The organism is Plesiomonas shigelloides (assembly GCF_900087055.1).
Taxonomy (GTDB): domain Bacteria; phylum Pseudomonadota; class Gammaproteobacteria; order Enterobacterales; family CAMTGL01; genus Plesiomonas; species Plesiomonas shigelloides.
Window position 1 is genome coordinate 3,099,521 of the sequence record NZ_LT575468.1, and the last position, 21,753, is coordinate 3,121,273.

General features: G+C 53.3%; 14 protein-coding genes, 3 rRNA genes and 1 riboswitch. Of the genes, 7 read left to right on the plus strand and 10 right to left on the minus strand.

Features of this window, described 5'->3' with window-relative positions:
* Together NCTC9997_RS13800 and NCTC9997_RS13805 are read left to right on the plus strand one after the other, a co-directional pair.
* Entirely contained in the window at window positions 1-312 is a 312-nt protein-coding gene (locus NCTC9997_RS13800) for a DUF485 domain-containing protein (protein WP_010864837.1), read from the plus strand.
* On the plus strand, window positions 309-1,967 hold the full coding sequence (locus NCTC9997_RS13805) for a cation acetate symporter (protein WP_047707603.1): 1,659 nt from the start codon (window positions 309-311) through the stop codon (window positions 1,965-1,967). Before NCTC9997_RS13800 ends, NCTC9997_RS13805 begins: the two co-directional genes overlap by 4 nt.
* A gap of 338 nt (window positions 1,968-2,305) precedes the next feature.
* On the opposite strand, the gene rrf is transcribed toward NCTC9997_RS13805, so the two are convergent.
* The 5 genes from rrf to btuB all read right to left on the minus strand — a co-directional run bounded on the left by rrf (window position 2,306) and on the right by btuB (window position 10,258).
* Window positions 2,306-2,421: ribosomal RNA gene (rrf, locus tag NCTC9997_RS13810) — 5S ribosomal RNA — on the minus strand.
* 139 nt (window positions 2,422-2,560) lie between these two features.
* Window positions 2,561-5,464, minus strand: a 23S ribosomal RNA gene (locus tag NCTC9997_RS13815).
* A gap of 191 nt (window positions 5,465-5,655) precedes the next feature.
* A 16S ribosomal RNA gene (locus NCTC9997_RS13820) occupies window positions 5,656-7,197 on the minus strand.
* Together the 16S, 23S and 5S rRNA genes form the textbook arrangement of a ribosomal RNA operon.
* Window positions 7,198-7,575: 378 nt before the next feature.
* Complete coding sequence (gene murI / locus NCTC9997_RS13825) at window positions 7,576-8,397, minus strand: glutamate racemase (RefSeq protein WP_064978271.1); 822 nt, start codon at window positions 8,395-8,397, stop codon at window positions 7,576-7,578.
* Window positions 8,387-10,258: a TonB-dependent vitamin B12 receptor gene (gene btuB, locus NCTC9997_RS13830; protein ID WP_064978272.1), complete on the minus strand. Its 1,872-nt coding sequence runs from the start codon at window positions 10,256-10,258 to the stop codon at window positions 8,387-8,389. The genes murI and btuB overlap by 11 nt, the downstream gene beginning before the upstream one ends.
* Before the next feature lie 72 nt (window positions 10,259-10,330).
* Window positions 10,331-10,555: riboswitch (cobalamin riboswitch) on the minus strand.
* A gap of 105 nt (window positions 10,556-10,660) precedes the next feature.
* Between btuB and trmA the strand changes: the two genes are divergently transcribed.
* A complete protein-coding gene (gene trmA, locus NCTC9997_RS13835; RefSeq protein ID WP_047709338.1) occupies window positions 10,661-11,770 on the plus strand; it encodes a tRNA (uridine(54)-C5)-methyltransferase TrmA in 1,110 nt (369 codons plus the stop codon).
* 122 nt (window positions 11,771-11,892) lie between these two features.
* Here the strand turns inward: trmA and NCTC9997_RS13840 are convergent, their stop codons facing one another.
* Entirely contained in the window at window positions 11,893-12,252 is a 360-nt protein-coding gene (locus tag NCTC9997_RS13840; protein WP_010864842.1) for a YijD family membrane protein, read from the minus strand.
* Between the two features lie 90 nt (window positions 12,253-12,342).
* Window positions 12,343-12,969, minus strand: coding sequence for an HTH-type transcriptional repressor FabR (gene fabR / locus NCTC9997_RS13845; protein WP_010864843.1), 627 nt, complete (start codon window positions 12,967-12,969; stop codon window positions 12,343-12,345).
* Between the two features lie 258 nt (window positions 12,970-13,227).
* On the opposite strand from fabR, the gene sthA reads away from it, so the two are divergent.
* A complete protein-coding gene (gene sthA, locus NCTC9997_RS13850; protein WP_064978273.1) occupies window positions 13,228-14,637 on the plus strand; it encodes a Si-specific NAD(P)(+) transhydrogenase in 1,410 nt (469 codons plus the stop codon).
* 99 nt (window positions 14,638-14,736) lie between these two features.
* On the opposite strand, the gene oxyR is transcribed toward sthA, so the two are convergent.
* A complete protein-coding gene (gene oxyR / locus NCTC9997_RS13855; protein ID WP_010864845.1) occupies window positions 14,737-15,645 on the minus strand; it encodes a DNA-binding transcriptional regulator OxyR in 909 nt (302 codons plus the stop codon).
* Window positions 15,646-15,802: 157 nt separating this feature from the next.
* Here oxyR and NCTC9997_RS13860 point away from each other — a divergent pair, with 157 nt between their 5' ends.
* The 3 genes from NCTC9997_RS13860 to NCTC9997_RS13870 all read left to right on the plus strand — a co-directional run bounded on the left by NCTC9997_RS13860 (window position 15,803) and on the right by NCTC9997_RS13870 (window position 18,705).
* Window positions 15,803-16,534: a glutathione peroxidase gene (locus NCTC9997_RS13860; protein WP_010864846.1), complete on the plus strand. Its 732-nt coding sequence runs from the start codon at window positions 15,803-15,805 to the stop codon at window positions 16,532-16,534.
* Between the two features lie 133 nt (window positions 16,535-16,667).
* Window positions 16,668-18,116, plus strand: a complete 1,449-nt coding sequence (locus tag NCTC9997_RS13865; protein WP_010864847.1) for a dihydrolipoyl dehydrogenase — start codon at window positions 16,668-16,670, stop codon at window positions 18,114-18,116.
* Between the two features lie 289 nt (window positions 18,117-18,405).
* Window positions 18,406-18,705 (plus strand): hypothetical protein, encoded by a 300-nt coding sequence (locus tag NCTC9997_RS13870; protein ID WP_010864848.1) that lies wholly within the window; start codon window positions 18,406-18,408, stop codon window positions 18,703-18,705.
* Between the two features lie 228 nt (window positions 18,706-18,933).
* On the opposite strand, the gene argH is transcribed toward NCTC9997_RS13870, so the two are convergent.
* Window positions 18,934-20,328 (minus strand): argininosuccinate lyase, encoded by a 1,395-nt coding sequence (gene argH, locus NCTC9997_RS13875; RefSeq protein ID WP_064978274.1) that lies wholly within the window; start codon window positions 20,326-20,328, stop codon window positions 18,934-18,936.
* A gap of 122 nt (window positions 20,329-20,450) precedes the next feature.
* Window positions 20,451-21,659, minus strand: coding sequence for an argininosuccinate synthase (locus NCTC9997_RS13880; RefSeq protein ID WP_010864850.1), 1,209 nt, complete (start codon window positions 21,657-21,659; stop codon window positions 20,451-20,453).
* Window positions 21,660-21,753 lie beyond the last annotated feature (94 nt).

A 21,753-nucleotide genomic window follows, 5' to 3' on the forward strand; every position in this document is an offset into this window, starting at 1 on the left:
ATGAACGATAACATCTACCAGAAAATTGAAAGCAACCCACGCTTTCAGGAGTTGGTCAGCAAACGGCAACGCTTCGCCTGGTTGCTGTCAGCCATCATGCTCGGCTTTTACCTCGGCTTTATTTTACTGATCGCCTTTGAGCCAACCTGGCTTGGCGCACCGATCAGTGAAGGATCCAGTATCACTCGCGGGATCCCCATTGGCATGGGCATCATCATCGCCGCGTTCGTATTAACGGGTATTTATGTCAAACGCGCCAATGGCGAATTTGATCAACTGAATCAGGAAATTATCCGTGAGGTGCAATCATGATCCTGCGCCCAATCCTACTGCTGGCCGCGCTCGGTTTACCGACGCTCAGTCAAGCCGCCGATGCCATTACCGGCGACGTACAGCGTCAACCAATCAATGTCTCGGCCATTGTCATGTTCTTGGTGTTCGTTGGCGCAACACTGATGATCACTTACTGGGCCTCGAAACGTAACCGCTCCGCATCTGACTATTACGCCGCAGGCGGCCGGATCACCGGCTTTCAAAACGGGTTAGCCATTGCCGGCGACTACATGTCTGCCGCCTCATTTCTGGGAATTTCCGCACTGGTGTACACCTCCGGCTATGATGGCCTGATTTACTCCATCGGCTTTCTGGTTGGCTGGCCGTTGATCCTGTTCCTGATCGCCGAACGTCTGCGTAACTTGGGGAAATACACCTTTGCGGATGTGGCCTCATACCGCCTCAAGCAAAAAGACGTACGTATTTTGTCGGCCTGTGGCTCTCTGGTTGTCGTGTCGTTATACCTGATTGCCCAAATGGTAGGAGCCGGTAAGCTGATCGAGCTGTTATTCGGTCTGAACTATCACGTCGCCGTGATCTTAGTCGGCGTGTTGATGGTGATGTACGTACTGTTTGGCGGCATGCTAGCGACCACCTGGGTGCAGATTATTAAAGCGGTTATGCTGCTCTCCGGTGCTAGCTTTATGGCCATCATGGTACTCAAGCACGTAAACTTCGATTTTGCCTCTTTGTTCAGCGAAGCGATCAAAGTGCATCCAAAGAGTACCGCAATCATGAGCCCGGGCGGTCTGGTCGCCGATCCTATCTCTGCCATCTCACTGGGTCTGGCATTGATGTTTGGTACTGCCGGTTTACCGCATATTTTGATGCGTTTCTTTACCGTCAGTGATGCGAAAGAAGCACGTAAGAGCGTGTTCTACGCCACCGGTTTTATCGGTTACTTCTATATCCTGACCTTTATCATCGGTTTTGGCGCGATTTTGTTAGTCAGCACCAATCCGCAATTTAAAGATGCCACCGGCGCACTGATTGGCGGTAACAACATGGCCGCTATCCATCTGGCTGATGCCGTCGGCGGTAGCTTGTTCCTCGGCTTTATCTCCGCAGTCGCCTTTGCCACGATTCTGGCTGTGGTCGCCGGTCTGACGCTGGCCGGTGCCTCTGCGGTTTCCCATGACCTGTATGCCAACGTGCTGCATAAAGGGCAAGCGAACGAAGCTGAAGAGATCAAAGTCTCCAAACTGACCACGTTAGTACTGGGCTTAGTCGCCATTGGGCTGGGAATTTTGTTTGAAAAACAAAATATTGCCTTCATGGTAGGTCTGGCATTCTCCATCGCCGCCAGCTGTAACTTCCCAGTACTGTTCCTGTCCATGTACTGGTCAAAACTGACCACCCGTGGTGCTGTAATCGGTGGTTGGGCCGGCTTAATCACCGCTGTCACCTTAATGATCTTAGGCCCAACCGTCTGGGTAAAAGTACTCGGCCACGCCGAAGCGATTTTCCCGTACGAATATCCGGCACTGTTCTCCATGGCGGTCGCGTTTATCGGGATCTTCTTCTTCTCCATCACCGATAAATCACGCTCGGCACAAGAAGAGCATGCTAAATTCCTGCCCCAGTTTGTGCGCTCACAAACCGGTATTGGCGCAGCGAAAGCCAGCTCGCATTAATCATGTAGCGCAACACGCTAACATCCCTTATCAAAACCCGCTTCGGCGGGTTTTTTATTTGCCGCTTAAGTTGATTCTGCAGTTCAAGATGGCTCGTTTTACGAGGAAATTTGCGAATATGGGCTATCTAAGTAAGAGAAATGAGCAAAATAAATGAGCGCTGAGGGATAGAAAAAGAATCCGCATAGTCGAGAAGAATAGCCGGAACAGAAAAACACGTGGGGAAGGTAAGAAAAGCAAAAGATAAATAAGGAAAAATACAGGGAAGGAAGACGAAAATACAAAACCTAAAAACGAAAAAAGCCCATCCGTTAGGATGGGCTTCTCACTTATTTGATGCCTGGCAGTTCCCTACTCTCGCATGGGGAGACCCCACACTACCATCGGCGCTACGGCGTTTCACTTCTGAGTTCGGCATGGGGTCAGGTGGGACCACCGCGCTATCGCCGCCAGGCAAATTCTGTTTCTCTATCGCGTACACTACTTGTGTCTCGCGCCAGAGTTAAAATCTAAAAACAAGCTAAATAACTGATGTATTGTTCTTTGAACAAGTAACTCGTGACTTCATTCATCCAACATCACTTTGGCGTTGTATGGTTAAGCCTCACGGGCAATTAGTACAGGTTAGCTCAACGTATCGCTACGCTTACACACCCTGCCTATCTACGTCGTAGTCTCCAACAACCCTTTAGGAGGCTTTAAGCCTCAGGGATGACTCATCTCGGGGCAAGTTTCGCGCTTAGATGCTTTCAGCGCTTATCTCTTCCGCATTTAGCTACCCGGCAATGCCACTGGCGTGACAACCGGAACACCAGAGATGCGTCCACTCCGGTCCTCTCGTACTAGGAGCAGCCCCCCTCAATCATCCAACGCCCACGACAGATAGGGACCGAACTGTCTCACGACGTTCTAAACCCAGCTCGCGTACCACTTTAAATGGCGAACAGCCATACCCTTGGGACCAACTTCAGCCCCAGGATGTGATGAGCCGACATCGAGGTGCCAAACACCGCCGTCGATATGAACTCTTGGGCGGTATCAGCCTGTTATCCCCGGAGTACCTTTTATCCGTTGAGCGATGGCCCTTCCATTCAGAACCACCGGATCACTAAGACCTACTTTCGTATCTGCTCGACCTGTCCGTCTCGCAGTTAAGCTAGCTTCTGCCTTTGCACTAACCGCATGATGTCCGACCATGCTTAGCTAACCTTCGTGCTCCTCCGTTACTCTTTAGGAGGAGACCGCCCCAGTCAAACTACCCACCAGACACTGTCCGTATCCCGGATTACGGGACAACGTTAGAACATCAAACATTAAAGGGTGGTATTTCAAGGTCGGCTCCACGCAAACTGGCGTTCACGTTTCAATGCCTCCCACCTATCCTACACATCAAGGCTCAATGTTCAGTGTCAAGCTATAGTAAAGGTTCACGGGGTCTTTCCGTCTTGCCGCGGGTACACTGCATCTTCACAGCGATTTCAATTTCACTGAGTCTCGGGTGGAGACAGCCTGGCCATCATTACGCCATTCGTGCAGGTCGGAACTTACCCGACAAGGAATTTCGCTACCTTAGGACCGTTATAGTTACGGCCGCCGTTTACCGGGGCTTCGATCAAGAGCTTCGCTTTCGCTAACCCCATCAATTAACCTTCCGGCACCGGGCAGGCGTCACACCGTATACGTCCACTTTCGTGTTTGCACAGTGCTGTGTTTTTAATAAACAGTTGCAGCCAGCTGGTATCTTCGACTGAGTTCAGCTCCATCCGCAAGGGACTTCACCTACCATCAGCGTGCCTTCTCCCGAAGTTACGGCACCATTTTGCCTAGTTCCTTCACCCGAGTTCTCTCAAGCGCCTGAGTATTCTCTACCTGACCACCTGTGTCGGTTTGGGGTACGATTTCTGGTAACCTGATGCTTAGAGGCTTTTCCTGGAAGCGTAGTATCAGCTACTTCAGCACCGTAGTGCTTCGTCATCACGCCTCAGTGTTAATGAAAGACCGGATTTGCCTAGTCTCTCCACCTTCACGCTTAAACCGGGACAACCGTCGCCCGGATAGCCTAACTTTCTCCGTCCCCCCTTCGCAGTTACCACAAGTACGGGAATATTAACCCGTTTCCCATCGACTACGCTTTTCAGCCTCGCCTTAGGGGTCGACTCACCCTGCTCCGATTAACGTTGAACAGGAACCCTTGGTCTTCCGGCGAGCGGGCTTTTCACCCGCTTTATCGTTACTTATGTCAGCATTCGCACTTCTGATACGTCCAGCATGCCTCACAGCACACCTTCAACCGCTTACAGAACGCTCCCCTACCCAATAACACCTAAATGTCATTGCCGCAGCTTCGGTGCATGGTTTAGCCCCGTTACATCTTCCGCGCAGGCCGACTCGACTAGTGAGCTATTACGCTTTCTTTAAATGATGGCTGCTTCTAAGCCAACATCCTAGCTGTCTAAGCCTTCCCACATCGTTTCCCACTTAACCATGACTTTGGGACCTTAGCTGGCGGTCTGGGTTGTTTCCCTCTTCACGACGGACGTTAGCACCCGCCGTGTGTCTCCCGGATAGCACTCTACGGTATTCGGAGTTTGCAAAGGGTTGGTAAGTCGGGATGACCCCCTAGCCTTAACAGTGCTCTACCCCCGTAGGTGTTCGTCCGAGGCGCTACCTAAATAGCTTTCGGGGAGAACCAGCTATCTCCCGGTTTGATTGGCCTTTCACCCCCAGCCACAAGTCATCCGCTAATTTTTCAACATTAGTCGGTTCGGTCCTCCAGTTAGTGTTACCCAACCTTCAACCTGCCCATGGCTAGATCACCGGGTTTCGGGTCTACACCTTGCAACTAATTCGCCCTATTAAGACTCGGTTTCCCTACGGCTCCCCTATTCGGTTAACCTCGCTACAAAATGTAAGTCGCTGACCCATTATACAAAAGGTACGCAGTCACACCACGAAGGTGCTCCCACTGCTTGTACGTACACGGTTTCAGGTTCTATTTCACTCCCCTCACAGGGGTTCTTTTCGCCTTTCCCTCACGGTACTGGTTCGCTATCGGTCAGTCAGGAGTATTTAGCCTTGGAGGATGGTCCCCCCATCTTCAAACAGGATACCACGTGTCCCGTCCTACTCATCGAGCTCACAGCAATGCGTCTTCGTGTACGGGGCTATCACCCTGTATCGCCGGACTTTCCAATCCGTTCCACTAACGCATCCACTGATTCAGACTCTGGGCTGCTCCGCGTTCGCTCGCCGCTACTAACGGAATCTCGGTTGATTTCTTTTCCTCGGGGTACTTAGATGTTTCAGTTCTCCCGGTTCGCCTCGTTAAGCTATGTATTCACTTAACGATACCTAAGTTATCTTAGGTGGGTTTCCCCATTCGGACATGGTTGGCTATAGCGCTCCATCCCAGCTCACCAACCCTTTTCGCAGGGTAGCACGTCCTTCATCGCCTCTGACTGCCAAGGCATCCACCGTGTACGCTTAGTCACTTAACCATACAACCCAAAATAATGTCGGGCTGAATGCTAGTCACTAAACTGGTCGTTGCCAGTTTCTCAAGTCGCTTGTTCTTAAGAACTTCAGTTATTTTTCAGCTTGTTTTCAAATTTTTAAAGAGCAGTTGTGCATCCGAAGATACATCAAACAATCTGTGTGAACACTCAGCTTAAGCGCCAAATATCTCAGGTAAGGAGGTGATCCAACCGCAGGTTCCCCTACGGTTACCTTGTTACGACTTCACCCCAGTCATGAATCACAAAGTGGTAAGCGCCCTCCCGAAGGTTAAGCTACCTACTTCTTTTGCAACCCACTCCCATGGTGTGACGGGCGGTGTGTACAAGGCCCGGGAACGTATTCACCGCGGCATTCTGATCCGCGATTACTAGCGATTCCGACTTCATGGAGTCGAGTTGCAGACTCCAATCCGGACTACGACATACTTTATGGGATTCGCTCACTATCGCTAGCTTGCCGCCCTTTGTATATGCCATTGTAGCACGTGTGTAGCCCTACTCGTAAGGGCCATGATGACTTGACGTCATCCCCACCTTCCTCCGGTTTATCACCGGCAGTCTCCTTTGAGTTCCCGACCGAATCGCTGGCAACAAAGGATAAGGGTTGCGCTCGTTGCGGGACTTAACCCAACATTTCACAACACGAGCTGACGACAGCCATGCAGCACCTGTCTCAGAGTTCCCGAAGGCACCAATCCATCTCTGGAAAGTTCTCTGGATGTCAAGAGTAGGTAAGGTTCTTCGCGTTGCATCGAATTAAACCACATGCTCCACCGCTTGTGCGGGCCCCCGTCAATTCATTTGAGTTTTAACCTTGCGGCCGTACTCCCCAGGCGGTCGATTTAACGCGTTAGCTCCGGAAGCCACACCTCAAGGGCACAACCTCCAAATCGACATCGTTTACAGCGTGGACTACCAGGGTATCTAATCCTGTTTGCTCCCCACGCTTTCGCACCTGAGCGTCAGTCTTTGTCCAGGGGGCCGCCTTCGCCACCGGTATTCCTCCAGATCTCTACGCATTTCACCGCTACACCTGGAATTCTACCCCCCTCTACAAGACTCTAGCTTGCCAGTTTCAAATGCAGTTCCCAAGTTGAGCTCGGGGATTTCACATCTGACTTAACAAACCGCCTGCGTGCGCTTTACGCCCAGTAATTCCGATTAACGCTTGCACCCTCCGTATTACCGCGGCTGCTGGCACGGAGTTAGCCGGTGCTTCTTCTGCGAGTAACGTCAATGCCACTAGGTATTAACTAGTGACCCTTCCTCCCCGCTGAAAGTGCTTTACAACCCGAAGGCCTTCTTCACACACGCGGCATGGCTGCATCAGGCTTGCGCCCATTGTGCAATATTCCCCACTGCTGCCTCCCGTAGGAGTCTGGACCGTGTCTCAGTTCCAGTGTGACTGGTCATTCTCTCAAACCAGTTAGAGATCGTCGCCTTGGTGAGCCATTACCTCACCAACTAGCTAATCCCACCTGGGTTCATCCGATAGCATGAGGTCCGAAGAGCCCCCACTTTGGTCCGTAGACGTTATGCGGTATTAGCTACAGTTTCCCGTAGTTATCCCCCTCTATCGGGCAGATCCCCAGGCATTACTCACCCGTCCGCCGCTCGTCACCCAAGGAGCAAGCTCCTCTGTGTTACCGCTCGACTTGCATGTGTTAGGCCTGCCGCCAGCGTTCAATCTGAGCCATGATCAAACTCTTCAATTTAAAGTTTGTCGCTCGAATAAACTGGCAAATAAATTGTTCAGTCACTCGTTTAACTTAATATCTTTTGGATATCAGCATTCTCAAACGAGTGCCCACACAGATTGTCTGATTAACTTTTTAAAGAGCGTTTCGCTACCGAAGCAGCGACAGGAAGTGAATTATTCCGCAATCCTGTTTCGCTGTCAAGAAAATGTTTTGCTTTTTCTCAAGAGCCGATATTCATTACTGCAGGTCAATCAGTGATTTGCATCACAGCTGCCGTGTCAGTGGGGTCGCATTATAGGGCGTTAGGCGCGCTTAGCAAGGATAAATTAGACCTTTTAGTTCAAGCGCGTGTTTTTACATCGATCCGAGTGATAATGCGGCGATTATTGCCGTTTATACCGGCAGTAGCTGTAATTGCCCCAGATTTTCACGGGCAAACAAGCTGGCTAAGGTCGCGGTTTTATCATCCCAATGGGTGCAATAGGCGCGATTAGGCTCAGGCAGCCCCTGCGCAGCAGCCAGCAACTCATCACTGAACAAGCTTTTTACCCGGCGCGCGACTGCTTGCCCGGAATCAATCAGTTGCACACCAGTAGGCGCTAGTTGCTGTAGCTCGGCTTTTAATAAAGGAAAGTGGGTGCACGCCAGTACCCAGACATCCGGACACGGCCTGGCATCTAACCACGGTTGCAATACTGCGCGCAGACGCTCTTTATCGATTTCCTTTCCCTGCATCTTCTCTTCCGCCAGCTGTACCAACTCCGCAGAACCAAGCAAGCGCACATCACAAGTACTGGCAAACTGCTTTATTAAGGTATGCGTATACGGACGCTTGACGGTAGCCCGAGTAGCCAGCAACCCGACCACACCATTACGGGTAGCAGCGGCTGCCGGTTTAATGGCCGGTACGACGCCGACAATGGGGAAACTGAAGGTTTTACGCAGCGCCGGTAAGCTAATGGTGCTGGCAGTATTGCAGGCAATCACGGCCATGCACAGCGGATGACGCTGATGCACCGCAGCGACGGTGCGCAGTACGCGCTCTACAATCAGCTCTTGCGGCTGCTCACCATAGGGGAAACAGGCATTATCAAAGGCATAGATATAGGGTAAATCCGGCAGTAACTGCCGGATTTCCTGATACACGGAAAGACCGCCGACGCCCGAATCAAAAATCAGAACGCGGGGGATCAGCGGATGTTCATCAGAAGTCATAACTCAAGGTCAGATAGTAGGCGCGCTCAGCCGCCGGATAACCGTACGCAGTTTCGTACTTTTTATCAAACAGGTTGGCGATTCTACCACGGGCGGTCAGGCTTTGCGTAATAGGATATGACGCGGCCAAATCCCACAGGCTGTAGCTTGGCAACTCACGCTTATTGGCATAATCGTCATAGCGCTTGCCAACATAGTTGTAGGCCACATCGATTTGCGTATTGGCAATCGCGAAATCCAGCGCATAGCGGAAATTATGCTTAGCGCGGCGCGGCAACTGCTTGCCATCAGAGCGTGTCGGGTCAAGGTAATCAAACGACAGCGTATGCATGAAGGCCGCGGTACTGAAGCTGGCTTCCGTTTCAATGCCTTTAATAGTGGCAGCTTCAATATTTCGATACTGATTCACATCGTAGTCAATCAGGTTATCGATCTGGTTACGATAGGCCGATACACGCCAGTTGAGGGCCTGAACCTGTCCGCTAAAAGCCAGCTCCAGATTGCGTGAGGTTTCCGGTTGCAGATCTGGGTTACCCACGGTGTAACCGGCACCATACAGTTGCCCTAAGGTTGGCGCTTTGAACGCGGTGCCATAGGACAAAATGACCTGGGTGCTATCAATAAAGCGCCAGCCGAGTCCCCCTTGCCAAGTAAAGTTATCACCGTAGTCTTGGTTGTGATCTTGGCGCACCGCACCTTCGAGGGTCCAATCCCCCACTTGCTGCTGAGTGGTCAGGTACACACCGGTATTATCCACCTCACGGCCGACATCAGCGCCCTGCTGTACTGGCTCAATGCGGTTGCGATACCAATCAACACCTGCGCCCACTTGACCATAGCCAACCTGATAGTTGTTCATCCACTGCAAAGAGGTCTGGTTATAACGCGCACGACGCTCGTTGCTCTGCTGCACGTTGGCACCAAAGTTATGGCTATCCGTATCTTGGTAGCTACCCAGCAGCTGTGAGGAGTACTTATCCTGATGATAACGCGCCCCAGCATCATACTGGCGAGTATAGAAGCGACTTTCGTTCGGATAGTAAGTAGCCCCCGGCGCTGGAATGCCCGCATCGTAATCGGTGTGGTTTGCGGTAACGGAGGTACGCGCAAACGCGGTCATCGCCTCGGAGAAATCATGCTCCAATGCGGCCCAACCAAAACGACCACGGAATCCGTCGCGATCGGTTTCCGCACCAGAGTAGGCATTCGGATAACCAGCCACCGCATCATAACCACGAGTTTCAGCGAATTGGCCAGCCAATGAGACGCGGGTATGCTCGCCTAAGGTTTGGCGTACGCTACCTTGATAGTTCTGATAGCGATTGCTGCCAAAACTCGTTTGTAACGTGCCGCCATCCGTTTCACGACCGGTAATGATGTTAATCACCCCGCCAATCGCATCCGCACCAAAGGTCGAGGAGCGAGGGCCGCGAATATATTCGATGCGTTGTACCAAACCTAATGGGATCTGGCTGAAATCCACCGAACCGGTGAGATCTGCCGCTTGTGATACGCGAATGCCATCAATCAGGATCAACACATGCTTGGATTCGGTGCCGCGGATAAACACACTGGATTTTTGTCCCATGCCACCGTTTTGTGCAATCTGCAGCCCAGGTAGGCGACGCAGAGCTTCGGTCACGGTAGTCACTTGCCAGCGCGCCAACTCTTTTTGCGTCACCACTTCCACCGGAGCCAACACCGAGGACACCGGCTGAGCAAAACGGTTGGCACTGGTGATCACAATGATCGGTGAGCCATCGGCGGTGGTTTTTTCGCTGGAGGAGGAAGTTTGCGCGTAAGTCGCACCAGAAAACAGCACAGCCGCAATCGCGCTGGCTAACAACGTTGGGTTATTCATCTAATTATCTGCCTTGCAAATCGAGCAATTGCCGCCGTTAGCAGGCCGCATCCCGCGGCGTACCTGATAACAACAGGCTCGTCAGTTCCGGCAGGTCTTCGGACTTGAGGGCTGTCTGCCTACAGTAGCCGACTTCCCATTGTTACGCGGGGTGAGAAAGTGTCACCCGACATAAGAAACAGTGTCTGCAGATCATCTGCTTGCTACCTTCGTTCCCTCTTACCGCTGCGCGTCAGTTTTGGATTTGCACCAAATTCCCTTTTCACTCAGGTAGAGACCGGAGGCGCTATACTACTGGCTGTCAGTTTAGATGTCTAGATTGCCAAATGCGGCGCGGCTGGACTTCAAGCCCCGTTTGCCTACAATTCCCTCCTAATATAGAGATGTCTTCGGAGATACAGCATGACCCCCGGTACTTTACCCGTCGAACAATACGATGCGCAGCTAGCGGAGAAAACCTCGCGCCTGCAGGCGCTGATGGCCGAATTTACCCCGCCGGCACCGGAGGTGTTTGCCTCGGAGCATCAACACTATCGCATGCGGGCAGAGTTTCGGATCTGGCATGACGGTGATGATCTGTACCACATCGTCTTTGATCAAGAGACCAAACAGCGTATTCGGGTGGATCAATTTCCTGCCGCCAGTAAGCTGATCAACCGCTTGATGCCAGCGCTACTGGATCAGCTCCGCCACAATCCGGTGCTGCGCAATAAGCTGTTCCAGATTGACTACCTGTCCACCTTAAGCAATCAGGTGGTGGTGTCTTTGCTGTATCACAAAAAACTGGATGAGCAGTGGCAACATGACGCACGCCATCTGCGCGATGCACTGCGCTGTGAAGGCTTTAACCTGCAATTGATTGGCCGCGCCACTAAGCAAAAAATCATGCTGGATCACGATTACGTAGACGAAACCCTGCTGGTGAAGGGCAAAGAGATGATCTACCGTCAGGTGGAAAACAGCTTTACCCAGCCGAACGCGGTCGTGAACATGCACATGCTGGATTGGGCGGTAGATGTCACTGCGGGCGCACAAGGTGATTTGCTGGAGCTGTACTGCGGCAACGGTAATTTCTCTTTGGCCTTAGCACGCAACTTCAACCGCGTACTGGCGACCGAGATTGCCAAGCCGTCAGTAGAAGCGGCGCAGTTCAATATCGCGGCTAATAAGCTGGATAATGTGCAGATTATCCGGATGTCGGCGGAAGACTTTACCCAAGCGATGCAGGGGGTGCGTGAATTTAACCGCCTTAAAGGCATCGACCTGAAAAGCTATCAGTGCAACACCATTTTCGTCGACCCACCGCGTAGCGGACTAGACGATGAAACCGTGAAGCTGGTGCAAGGGTATGAGCGGATCTTGTATATCTCCTGCAATCCAGAAACCTTGCGCGATAACCTGCGCGTACTGAGCCAAACCCATGAGATCCAACGTTTGGCCCTGTTTGATCAGTTCCCGTATACCCATCATATGGAAAGTGGGGTGCTGTTGGTGCGCCGTAGCGCAGCATAAAGCGCGGCCTTTTAACCACAACAATAAAAACCCGATAAAAAAATGCCGGCAGATGCCGGCATTTTCTCAATTGATGATTCACTGGTATGCGCGCGTAAGTTCAGCAGAACGTGTCACAGCGCTTATTTTTTACGGTTAATCAAACCCATCTTGTACAAAATCCAGAACAGCAGTGCCATGCACAGCATCAGCGGGACAAAGTTCGAGCCAATCTGCGGATGCTCAACCCGCACCACCACGGAATAGGCCAGCACGCCGAACAGGAAGCTCAAGCCACTCAGCAGCGGGGTCTCATTTTGCAGCGGCGCCGCTACATAACGCTGATACAGGCAATACACGGACAAGCCCAGCGCAATCAGCGGAAACAGGCTAAAGGTCACATGGCTGTTAAACAGAACGCCCACTGACGCATTGCCGCAAAATCCGGTCAGTAACGCAAAAAGCAACGGTTTCAGTTCTTTCTTCTGAGTTTGCTCGTTCATTGTTCTACCCTATTTTCTCTTCGGCTTTTTCTTCGGCATCCGCGTTATGCGTTCTTTTGCCTACTTAGCATAGCGTAATTGGTAGCAGGCTTACTGTGCGGCAGCACGCTTTTCCTGCTCCTTACGATACCAGTATGCACCTTTAGCGATCATGCGCAATTGCAGTACCAAACGCTCTTCCAGCAAATCGCGGTGATGCTCATCCATGTCCAGCGCATCCGCGCCGGCGGTAAATACCAAGGTCACCATCGCCTCGGCCTGCGCATTGGCAAACGGAATCGGCATCTTGGTGTGCTGCACAATGTATTCCGACAGCTCGGCAATAAAGTGCTGAATTTCGCGCGCCACTGCCGCACGAAATGCAGCCGAGGTCCCGGAACGTTCTCGTAATAACAAGCGAAAGACGTTCGGGCTGTTGCAGATAAACTCCATAAAGGTTTCCACCGAAGTGCGCACCACACTGCCGCCGGTGGCAATGCGCTGACGCGCCTGACGCATCAGCTGACGCAGCATCAGACCGCTTTCGTCCACCATGGTCAGCCCCAGCTCATCCATGTCACGAAAATGGCGATAAAACGAGGTCGGCGCAATGCCGGCTTCACGCGCCACTTCGCGCAAACTGAGGCTGGAAAAACTGCGCTCGACACTGAGCTGGCTGAAAGCCGCATCAATCAATGCACGGCGGGTACGTTCTTTTTGTTCGGCGCGAACACCCATAATCGGTTTATCTACTTTGGTCATGATGCAAATCGTTCACTCTTGGTCTTTTCAGTCTACCGTGATCCGCCGAAGCTGCCCATCCGCTTTGTCGGGTTTTCTCCCACCGCGTCATCTTGGTACGGCCGTACAGGCAGCGCGGCCAACAAAAATGCCATTTTGCTCACGCTTTGCTCGTCCTCCCACAAAAGGATGTTGGGCAGGGGTTCGCAACACGTTACCATATTGTTACAACAACCAAAGGATGCGGACGCGGCGATGCAAACAATAACTTCAAGCTGTGATGTGGATGTGGTGGTGATCGGCTCCGGCCCAGCCGGCGAAGGTGCGGCGATGGGGCTGGTCAAACAGGGCTTACAGGTGGCGGTGGTAGAGCGCCACCCCAGTGTCGGCGGTGGTTGCACCCATTGGGGGACCATCCCTTCCAAAGCACTGCGCCAAGCGGTCAGCCGGATCATCGAATTCAACCACAATCCGCTGTACTGCGACAATACCGTGCCACTACGCAGCAGTTTCGCCCGTATTCTAGCCCACGCCCAGCAGGTGATTGGCCAGCAAACACGGATGCGCCAAGGCTTTTATGATCGCAACCACTGCCGATTGTTCTTTGGACAAGCCTCGTTTCTCGATCCGCACACCATTCAGGTGCAACCGACCTCGGGCGCGCCGCAGGTGCTGCGCACCCGCTATGTGGTGATTGCCACCGGCTCCCGCCCGTACCATCCGCAAGGGGTCGACTTTAACCATCCGCGTATTTATGACAGCGATTCGATCCTTTCTTTGCAACACGATCCGCGCCACGTGATCGTGTACGGTGCTGGGGTGATCGGCTGCGAATATGCGTCAATCTTTCGTGGATTAGGGGTCAAGGTGGATTTGATCAACACCCGCGATCGTCTGCTGGCGTTTCTCGATCAGGAGATCTCCGACTCACTCTCCTACCACTTTTGGAATAGCGGCATTTTAATTCGCCACCAAGAGGAGTTTTCCCATATCGAAGGCACTGACGATGGGGTGATTCTGCACCTGCAATCAGGCAAAAAGATGAAAGCCGACTGCCTGCTGTATGCCAACGGACGCACCGGCAATACCGAAGCGCTGGCACTGGAAAATACGGGCCTCAGCGCCGATAGCCGCGGTCAGTTGGCGGTGGATGATAGCTACTGCACCGCCACCGAGCATATCTACGCGGTGGGCGATGTGATTGGCTACCCGAGCCTCGCCTCCGCCGCCTACGACCAAGGGCGCTTAGTGGCACAAGCGATTGGTAAGCATCCTATTCGGCGCAAACGGGCCGAGAACATTCCTACCGGCATCTACACCATCCCCGAAATCAGTTCGGTGGGGAAAACCGAGCAGGAGCTGACCGCGCAGCAGATCCCGTATGAGGTGGGGCGCGCCCAGTTTAAACATCTGGCTCGCGCGCAGATTGCCGGTATGAATGTCGGCAGCCTGAAAATCCTGTTTCACCGTGAGACCAAAGCGATTTTGGGCATTCACTGCTTTGGCGAGCGGGCCTCAGAGATTATCCACATCGGACAAGCGATCATGGAGCAAGAAGGTAGCGCCAACAGTGTGGAGTATTTTATCAATACCACCTTCAACTACCCGACCATGGCCGAAGCCTATCGGGTGGCGGCGCTCAATGGTTTGAACCGATTGTTTTAAGCGTCATAAATTTAAGAATGGCCAAGGCGTGCAGCCACTGCGCTGCACGCGGTTAAACCCCATTTTTAGCTACAACCGTTCTTTGCTTATGAGCGCGGCTTACGAGCGCGACTGCGCTATCACCGTTTGCATCTGCTGGCTGATGGCCTCGGCCAGTTTTTCATAGCGCGCCTTGAGCGGCGAGCCCGGACGATAGACCAAACCGATGGTACGACGCGGCTCAGGATTGTGGCACGGCAAGTAGCAAACCCCGTCGCGCTTGCGCTCCGGCGGCACAGCCAATTGCGGCAGCAAAGTCATCCCCGTACCGGCGGCGACCATGTTACGCAACGTCTCCAAACTGGTGGCGCGAAAATGGGTATCTTCATCAGCGCCGGCGGCAAAGCAAAAGCCCATCGCCTGATCGCGCAAGCAGTGGCCATCTTCCAGCATCAGGATATGTTCACCGGACAAATCGCGCATGTTGATGCTGTCTCGGCTAGACCACGGGTGATCGCAGCACACAGCCAGTTGCATCGGCTCATCAAACAGCGGAATTTCCACAAACGCTTCGGTCTCTTTGACCAACGCCAGCAACACGCAATCCACCTGACCGGCATCCAGTTGCGCCAGCAATTGATGGGTCTGGGCTTCGTGCAGATACAGCTCTAATTTCGGGAAGGTGTGACGCAGCATCGGCACGATGTGCGGTAACAGATAGGGGCCGAGCGTTGGGATCACGCCCATATGCAGCGGGCCGGACATATCTTCGCCCTGCACGCTGGCCATCTCCTTGAGCACTTTCACTTGCCGCAATACCTTGCGCGCCTGCTCCACCAGCAGCAAACCGGACTGGGTAAACAACACCTTACGGCTGGTTCGCTCCAGCAGCATCACGCCCAGTTCATCTTCCAACTTACGGATTTGTCCACTCAAGGTGGGCTGACTGACATAACAGGCCTCGGCCGCTTTGCGAAAGTGTTTATGCTCCGCCAGAGCCACCAGATATTCCAGATCACGAATGTTCATGCGCTTCCAGTTGATAGTGAGAACCTATCGGTAGAATAGCGACAAGTAATTAGATCTATCAATCACCGGATCACATAATGCAACACATCAGATGACGGACACACCGTCATACACCAGAACAGTAAAAGACACACCACGCTATTAGGGGAACTACCGTATGTTTACTGCACGCGAAGGACAAGCTGTACCACAGGTTACATTCCACACCCGTCAAGGCGATCAGTGGGTGAATGTCACCACCGATGAACTGTTTAAGAACAAGACCGTGATTGTGTTCTCGTTGCCAGGCGCATTCACACCAACTTGCTCTTCCAGCCATCTGCCACGCTACAACGAGCTGGCTCCGGTATTTGCCCGTCTGGGTGTGGATGACATCCTGTGTGTTTCCGTCAACGATACCTTCGTGATGAACGCCTGGAAAGATGACCAGAAAGCCGATCGCATCACCTTCATTCCTGATGGTAACGGTGAGTTCACCGCGGGCATGGGCATGCTGGTCGAGAAAGAAGAACTGGGCTTTGGCAAGCGTTCATGGCGTTACTCCATGCTGGTGCGTAACGGCGTGGTTGAGAAGATGTTTGTTGAGCCAGAAGAGCCGGGCGATCCGTTCAAAGTCTCTGATGCTGACACCATGCTGAAGTACCTGTCACCGGAGTACAAAGTACAAGAGTCCGTGTCCATCATCACCAAGCCGGGCTGCCCATACTGCGCTAAGGCCAAGCAAATGCTGATGGATAAAGGCATCGCCTTTGAAGAGATTATTCTGGGTAAAGACGCGACCACCGTCAGCCTGCGCGCCATCTCTGGCCGCACCACGGTTCCGCAAGTCTTTATCGGCGGTAAGCACATCGGCGGCAGCGACGATTTGGAAACTTACCTGTTCAAGTAATTCCTATAACTCCATACCCGAAAAGCCAACGTAAACTTTTGGCGGGGATTTATCCCCGCCTTTTTTTACCCGCTATTTCGGTCATGCCCCGAATTACCAAGAATAAATACAGCATTAAGGCAAGGATATTTCCATGAAACAATTACAGGTTGATGTGGCTGTGATTGGCGGCGGTACCGCCGGTTTAGGCGCCTATCGCGCCGCTAAAGCGCATACCGCAAGCGTAGTGATGATTGAAGGCGGCCCATACGGCACTACCTGTGCACGCGTTGGCTGCATGCCATCCAAATTGCTGATTGCCGCAGCAGAAGCGGTGCACCAAATTGAAAAAGCGCCGGGCTTTGGTATTCACCCTAACGGCAAGCCGCAGATTAATGGCGTGGAAGTGATGGATCGCGTTAAGCGCGAGCGTGACCGCTTCGTCGGTTTCGTGCTGGAAGGCGTTGACAGTATTCCAGCCGAAGACAAAATTGCTGGCTATGCACGCTTTATCGATGCGCACACGTTGCAAGTCGATGACCACACCCAGATTCAGGCTAAGCGGATTGTAATTGCGACCGGTTCACGTCCAAGCTGGCCGGCGGCGTGGAATAGCTTAGGCGATCGCCTGATCATCAACGATGACGTGTTCAACTGGGATACCCTGCCACGTTCAGTAGCCGTGTTTGGTCCGGGCGTGATTGGGCTGGAGCTCGGTCAGGCGCTGCACCGTCTGGGCGTAAACGTGGTGATGTTTGGCATGGGCGGTCTGGTGGGCCCACTGACTGACAGCGCGATCCGCGATTATGCTGAGCGTGCGCTGAATCAAGAGTTCTATCTGGACGCCGACGCCAAGGTCGAGCGTATGGAGCGTGAAGGCGAGCAAGTGTTTATCCGCTATCAGGATAAGCAAGGCCAGATGCAGGAAATCCTAGTCGATTACGTGCTGGCCGCCACCGGTCGTCGTCCTAATGTGGATAATCTGGGACTGGAAAATACCGCGCTGGAATTAGATAGCCGCGGCGTGCCACAGGCCGATCGCTACACCATGCAAACCAGCGTCCCGCACATCTTTATTGCCGGCGATGCCAGCAACCAGCTACCGCTGCTGCATGAAGCGTCCGATCAGGCAAAGATTGCCGGTGACAACGCTGGACGCTTCCCGGATCTGCGCGCTGGCCTGCGCCGTAGTGCTATCTCGGTGGTGTTCTCCGATCCGCAAATTGCGATGGTCGGTAGTACCCACCGTGAACTGACCGCCCGTTACGGGAGCTGCGGCTGCTTTGCCACCGGTGAAGTGTCCTTTGAAAATCAGGGCCGCTCACGGGTGATGCTGCGTAATAAAGGGATGCTGCACGTCTATGGCGAACAAGGCACCGGCCGCTTTCTCGGCGCCGAGATGATGGGTCCTGATGCCGAGCATATCGCGCACCTGCTGGCGTGGGCACATCAACAGCAGATGACCGTAAGCCAAATGCTGGATATGCCGTTCTACCATCCGGTGATTGAAGAAGGGCTGCGTACCGCTCTGCGTGATCTGCAAGCTAAACTGAAACTGGGCCCAGAGATGGTGGCGCACTGCCAGACTTGCCCTGGCGAGTAAGCCTCTGCCCACCAGCGGGTCAAGTCAGTTAAGACCGTGGCCTACCGATGTTATCCCCTCACTGACGTAGGTAGGCTTCTGAATCAAGCGCTGAAATGACCCGCACGGCACTCGCCACTTGCAACCTAACGGTCGGATTTCCCCTAATCCGGCCGTTTTTTCTTATCTACGCCCCGTTATATTCCATTCAAAAGACTTGAACTGCGCTGTCAGAATTCCTGAATAGCCGCACTGCCAGCCCTTTGCCACAATAGGCATATCTTAAAAATATTCACTTCGGGGGCACGTCATGATCCCAGCTGCTCATGCACTGATTTATTCCCTGCAACGCTGTCAGAAATTTCAACCCGGCGATCGTTTAGGGATTTTCAGTTTCAAAAAAGACCGCGGCTACTGGCTGGAAAAGTTGGATGACGCTGACGGCTGCTTCAGTTTGGAAGTGTTTGGCTTTATGGATCAGAAAATCCGCTGTCCGTATTCCCAGCTGCGAACCGTGTTAAAACCGGTCATTGCCCGCGAGTTTCCACGCAGTAATAAGCTGCACGTTAAGTTTATCCCGGCAGAAGCGCAGCTCGCTTTAGCGTTATAAATTGACGTCATAAGTTGGCCTGAGCGCGCATCAACATAACTCACCGTCTACTCTGAGCTGCCGTAAACTCAAGTGCAGCCGATCAGCCAATAAAAAAACACGCCCTCCCTGACGCGACGGCGTGTTGTTCGTTACTTAGCTACTTAATTGATTAGCAGCTTAGTTGATGAGTTGCTCACCGGTGCTGTCTATCGTTTTCTTTACCGGTAGCGCGTGACGAATAACGCGTTACTCACTCATAAAGACACGACTGCGCGCTTCTGCAAGCGCGGCTTGAATTTGTGCCGCCGAAACGCCGCCTTTGGCCACGCGCTGATTCAAGCACGCATCCAGCGACAACGCCGGATAAACATCGGCGCCAATCAGTGGACAAAAACGCTGTAACTGCACCAACGCCATCTCTTCCAGCGGCACCCCAGCGGCAATGGCCGCCAGCACCACTTCGCCCACGATATGGTGCGCTTCACGAAACGCAATGCCCTTCGCCACCAGATAATCGGCCAGCTCGGTGGCATTGGCATAACCTTGCTGCGCCGCCTCGGCGGTGCGCACCGCGCGCACATGAATGTCTTCCAGCACCAATGCGGCCATATCCAAGCACGTCAGCCAAGTATCTAAAGCATCAAACAGGCCTTCTTTGTCCTCTTGCATGTCTTTGTTGTAGGCCAGCGGTAAGCCCTTGATGGTCATCAAGAAAGCATTGAGCGCGCCACATACCCGACCGGTTTTGCCGCGGATCAGCTCCAAGGCATCGGGGTTTTTCTTTTGTGGCATCAGCGAAGAGCCAGAGGTGACTTTATCGGCCAACTCCACAAAACCGGCTTCCCCACTATTAAAGAAAATCAGATCTTCGGCAAAGCGCGACAGATGCACCATGCTCAGAGCCGCAATCGAGAGCAGCTCCACCACATGATCGCGATCGGCCACGGTGTCCAAACTGTTACGGGTGGCACAGGCAAAACCCATCAACTGCGCTAACTGCTCACGGTCAATGGCATAAGCGGTACCGGCCAGCGCCCCACACCCCAGCGGACTGACATCCATCCGGCGCAGCGCATCGCCCAAACGGCTGTGGTCACGCTCCAACATTTCGACATACGCCAAACACCAATGGCCAAAGGTCACCGGCTGCGCGCGCTGTAAATGGGTATAGCCCGGCATCACGGTGTGGGCGTACTGCTCGGCTGTCACCACCAGCGCCTGTTGCAGATGGCGTACCGATTGCTGCAGCAAGGTCGTTTGTTTCTTACACCACAGTTTCAGATCGGTAGCGACCTGATCGTTACGACTGCGTCCGGTATGCAGTTTTTTGCCCAGATCGCCCACCGCAGCAATCAGCGCCCCTTCCACCCAACTGTGGATATCCTCGGCGCCAGACGCCAAGATTTGCTCAGGATCAGCTTGTACCCGCGCTTTGAGCGTGCGCAGTGCGCTGTCTAAATGCTGCTGCTCTGCTGGGGTCAGCACGCCAACCCACACCAGTGCCTGCGCCCACGCCAGCGAGCCGTCGATATCCTGCTCGGCTAAGCGATAATCAAAACGCAGGGAATCATTAAACTGTTTAAAGCGCTGATCGGCGCCCTGACTAAAACGTCCGCCCCATAATGCGCCGGTCTGCGTCATCGTCGGTTCCTTTTCCAATGGTCGGTTCTGCTGTGCGATGTTCTGCACTCGTTATTCTCATCGCTATTCTCAGCGTTCGCCCAACCTACGTCGGGCGAACGGTCCAGACTCACGCGCCGGACTTACTGGCCGCTCAGCGCCTTGATGCGCGCCGAGAGAGAGTACAGACGGATAAAGCCATCGGCATCACTGTGGTCATACACCTGATCGGCGCCAAAGGTGGCGTAGTCTTCGGAGTACAGGCTGTTCGGTGAGCGTTTTTGAATGGCGCTGCAGTTGCCTTTATACAGCTTCAGCACCACTTCACCGTTCACATCTTCGGCCAGCACTTTAGCTGCCGCCACCAGCGATTTACGCAGTGGCGTAAACCAACGGCCGTCATACACCACGTGTGACATCTCCAGCCCCAGCTGTTCACGCCACTTGAAGCTGTCTTTATTCAGTACCAGTTGCTCCACCGCGCGCAGTGCCGTCACCATGATGGTGCCGCCCGGGGTTTCATAGCAGCCACGGGACTTCATCCCCACCAGACGGTTTTCCACGATATCCACCCGGCCGATGCCGTGTGGAGCGCCTTTGTCATTCAGGTAAGTCAGGCACTGATACGGGCTCATGGCTTTGCCATCGACCGCCACCACTTCACCTTTTTCTACCTGCACGGTGACATATTCAGCTTTTTCTGGTGCTTGCTCAGGATCGGTCGTCCATACCCAGCAATCGGCATTCGATGGATTCCAAGTACTTTCCAGCACGCCACCTTCGGTTGAAATGTGCCACGCGTTAGCATCACGGCTGTAGATTTTGGTCAGTGATGCGGTGGTTGGAATATTGCGTTCGGCCAGATAGTCGAGCAGCGCTTCCCGTGAACGCAGATCCCACTCCCGCCATGGCGCCACCACTTTCAGCTGTGGCGCCAGGGCGGCAAAGGTGGTCTCAAAACGCACTTGGTCATTCCCTTTACCGGTACAGCCGTGTGACAGCGCATCAGCACCAATTTCCAGCGCCAACTCGACCTGCGCCTTGGCAATGATTGGGCGCGCCATCGAGGTGCCGAGTAAATAAGTGCCTTCATACAGCGCGCCGGTTTGCAGCGTTGGGTAGACATACTCTTTGATGAACTCTTCGCGCAAATCTTTGATGTAGCAGGCAGACGCGCCAGATTTCAGCGCTTTTTCTTCAATCCCGACCAGATCTTCACGCTCTTGGCCGACATCGGCCACGAACGCGATCACTTCGCAGTCATAGTGTTCTTTAAGCCATGGGATGATCGCCGAAGTGTCTAAACCACCGGAGTACGCCAGAACAATCTTGTTGATGCCGCTCTTTTTCATGCTGAATTTCCTTCCGTTGAATTGGCAAAAATCGTGAGTTTTCATCGCGTGGCCACGCCGTGCGCCGCCGGCCACCCGCTAAAGCAAATCTGGT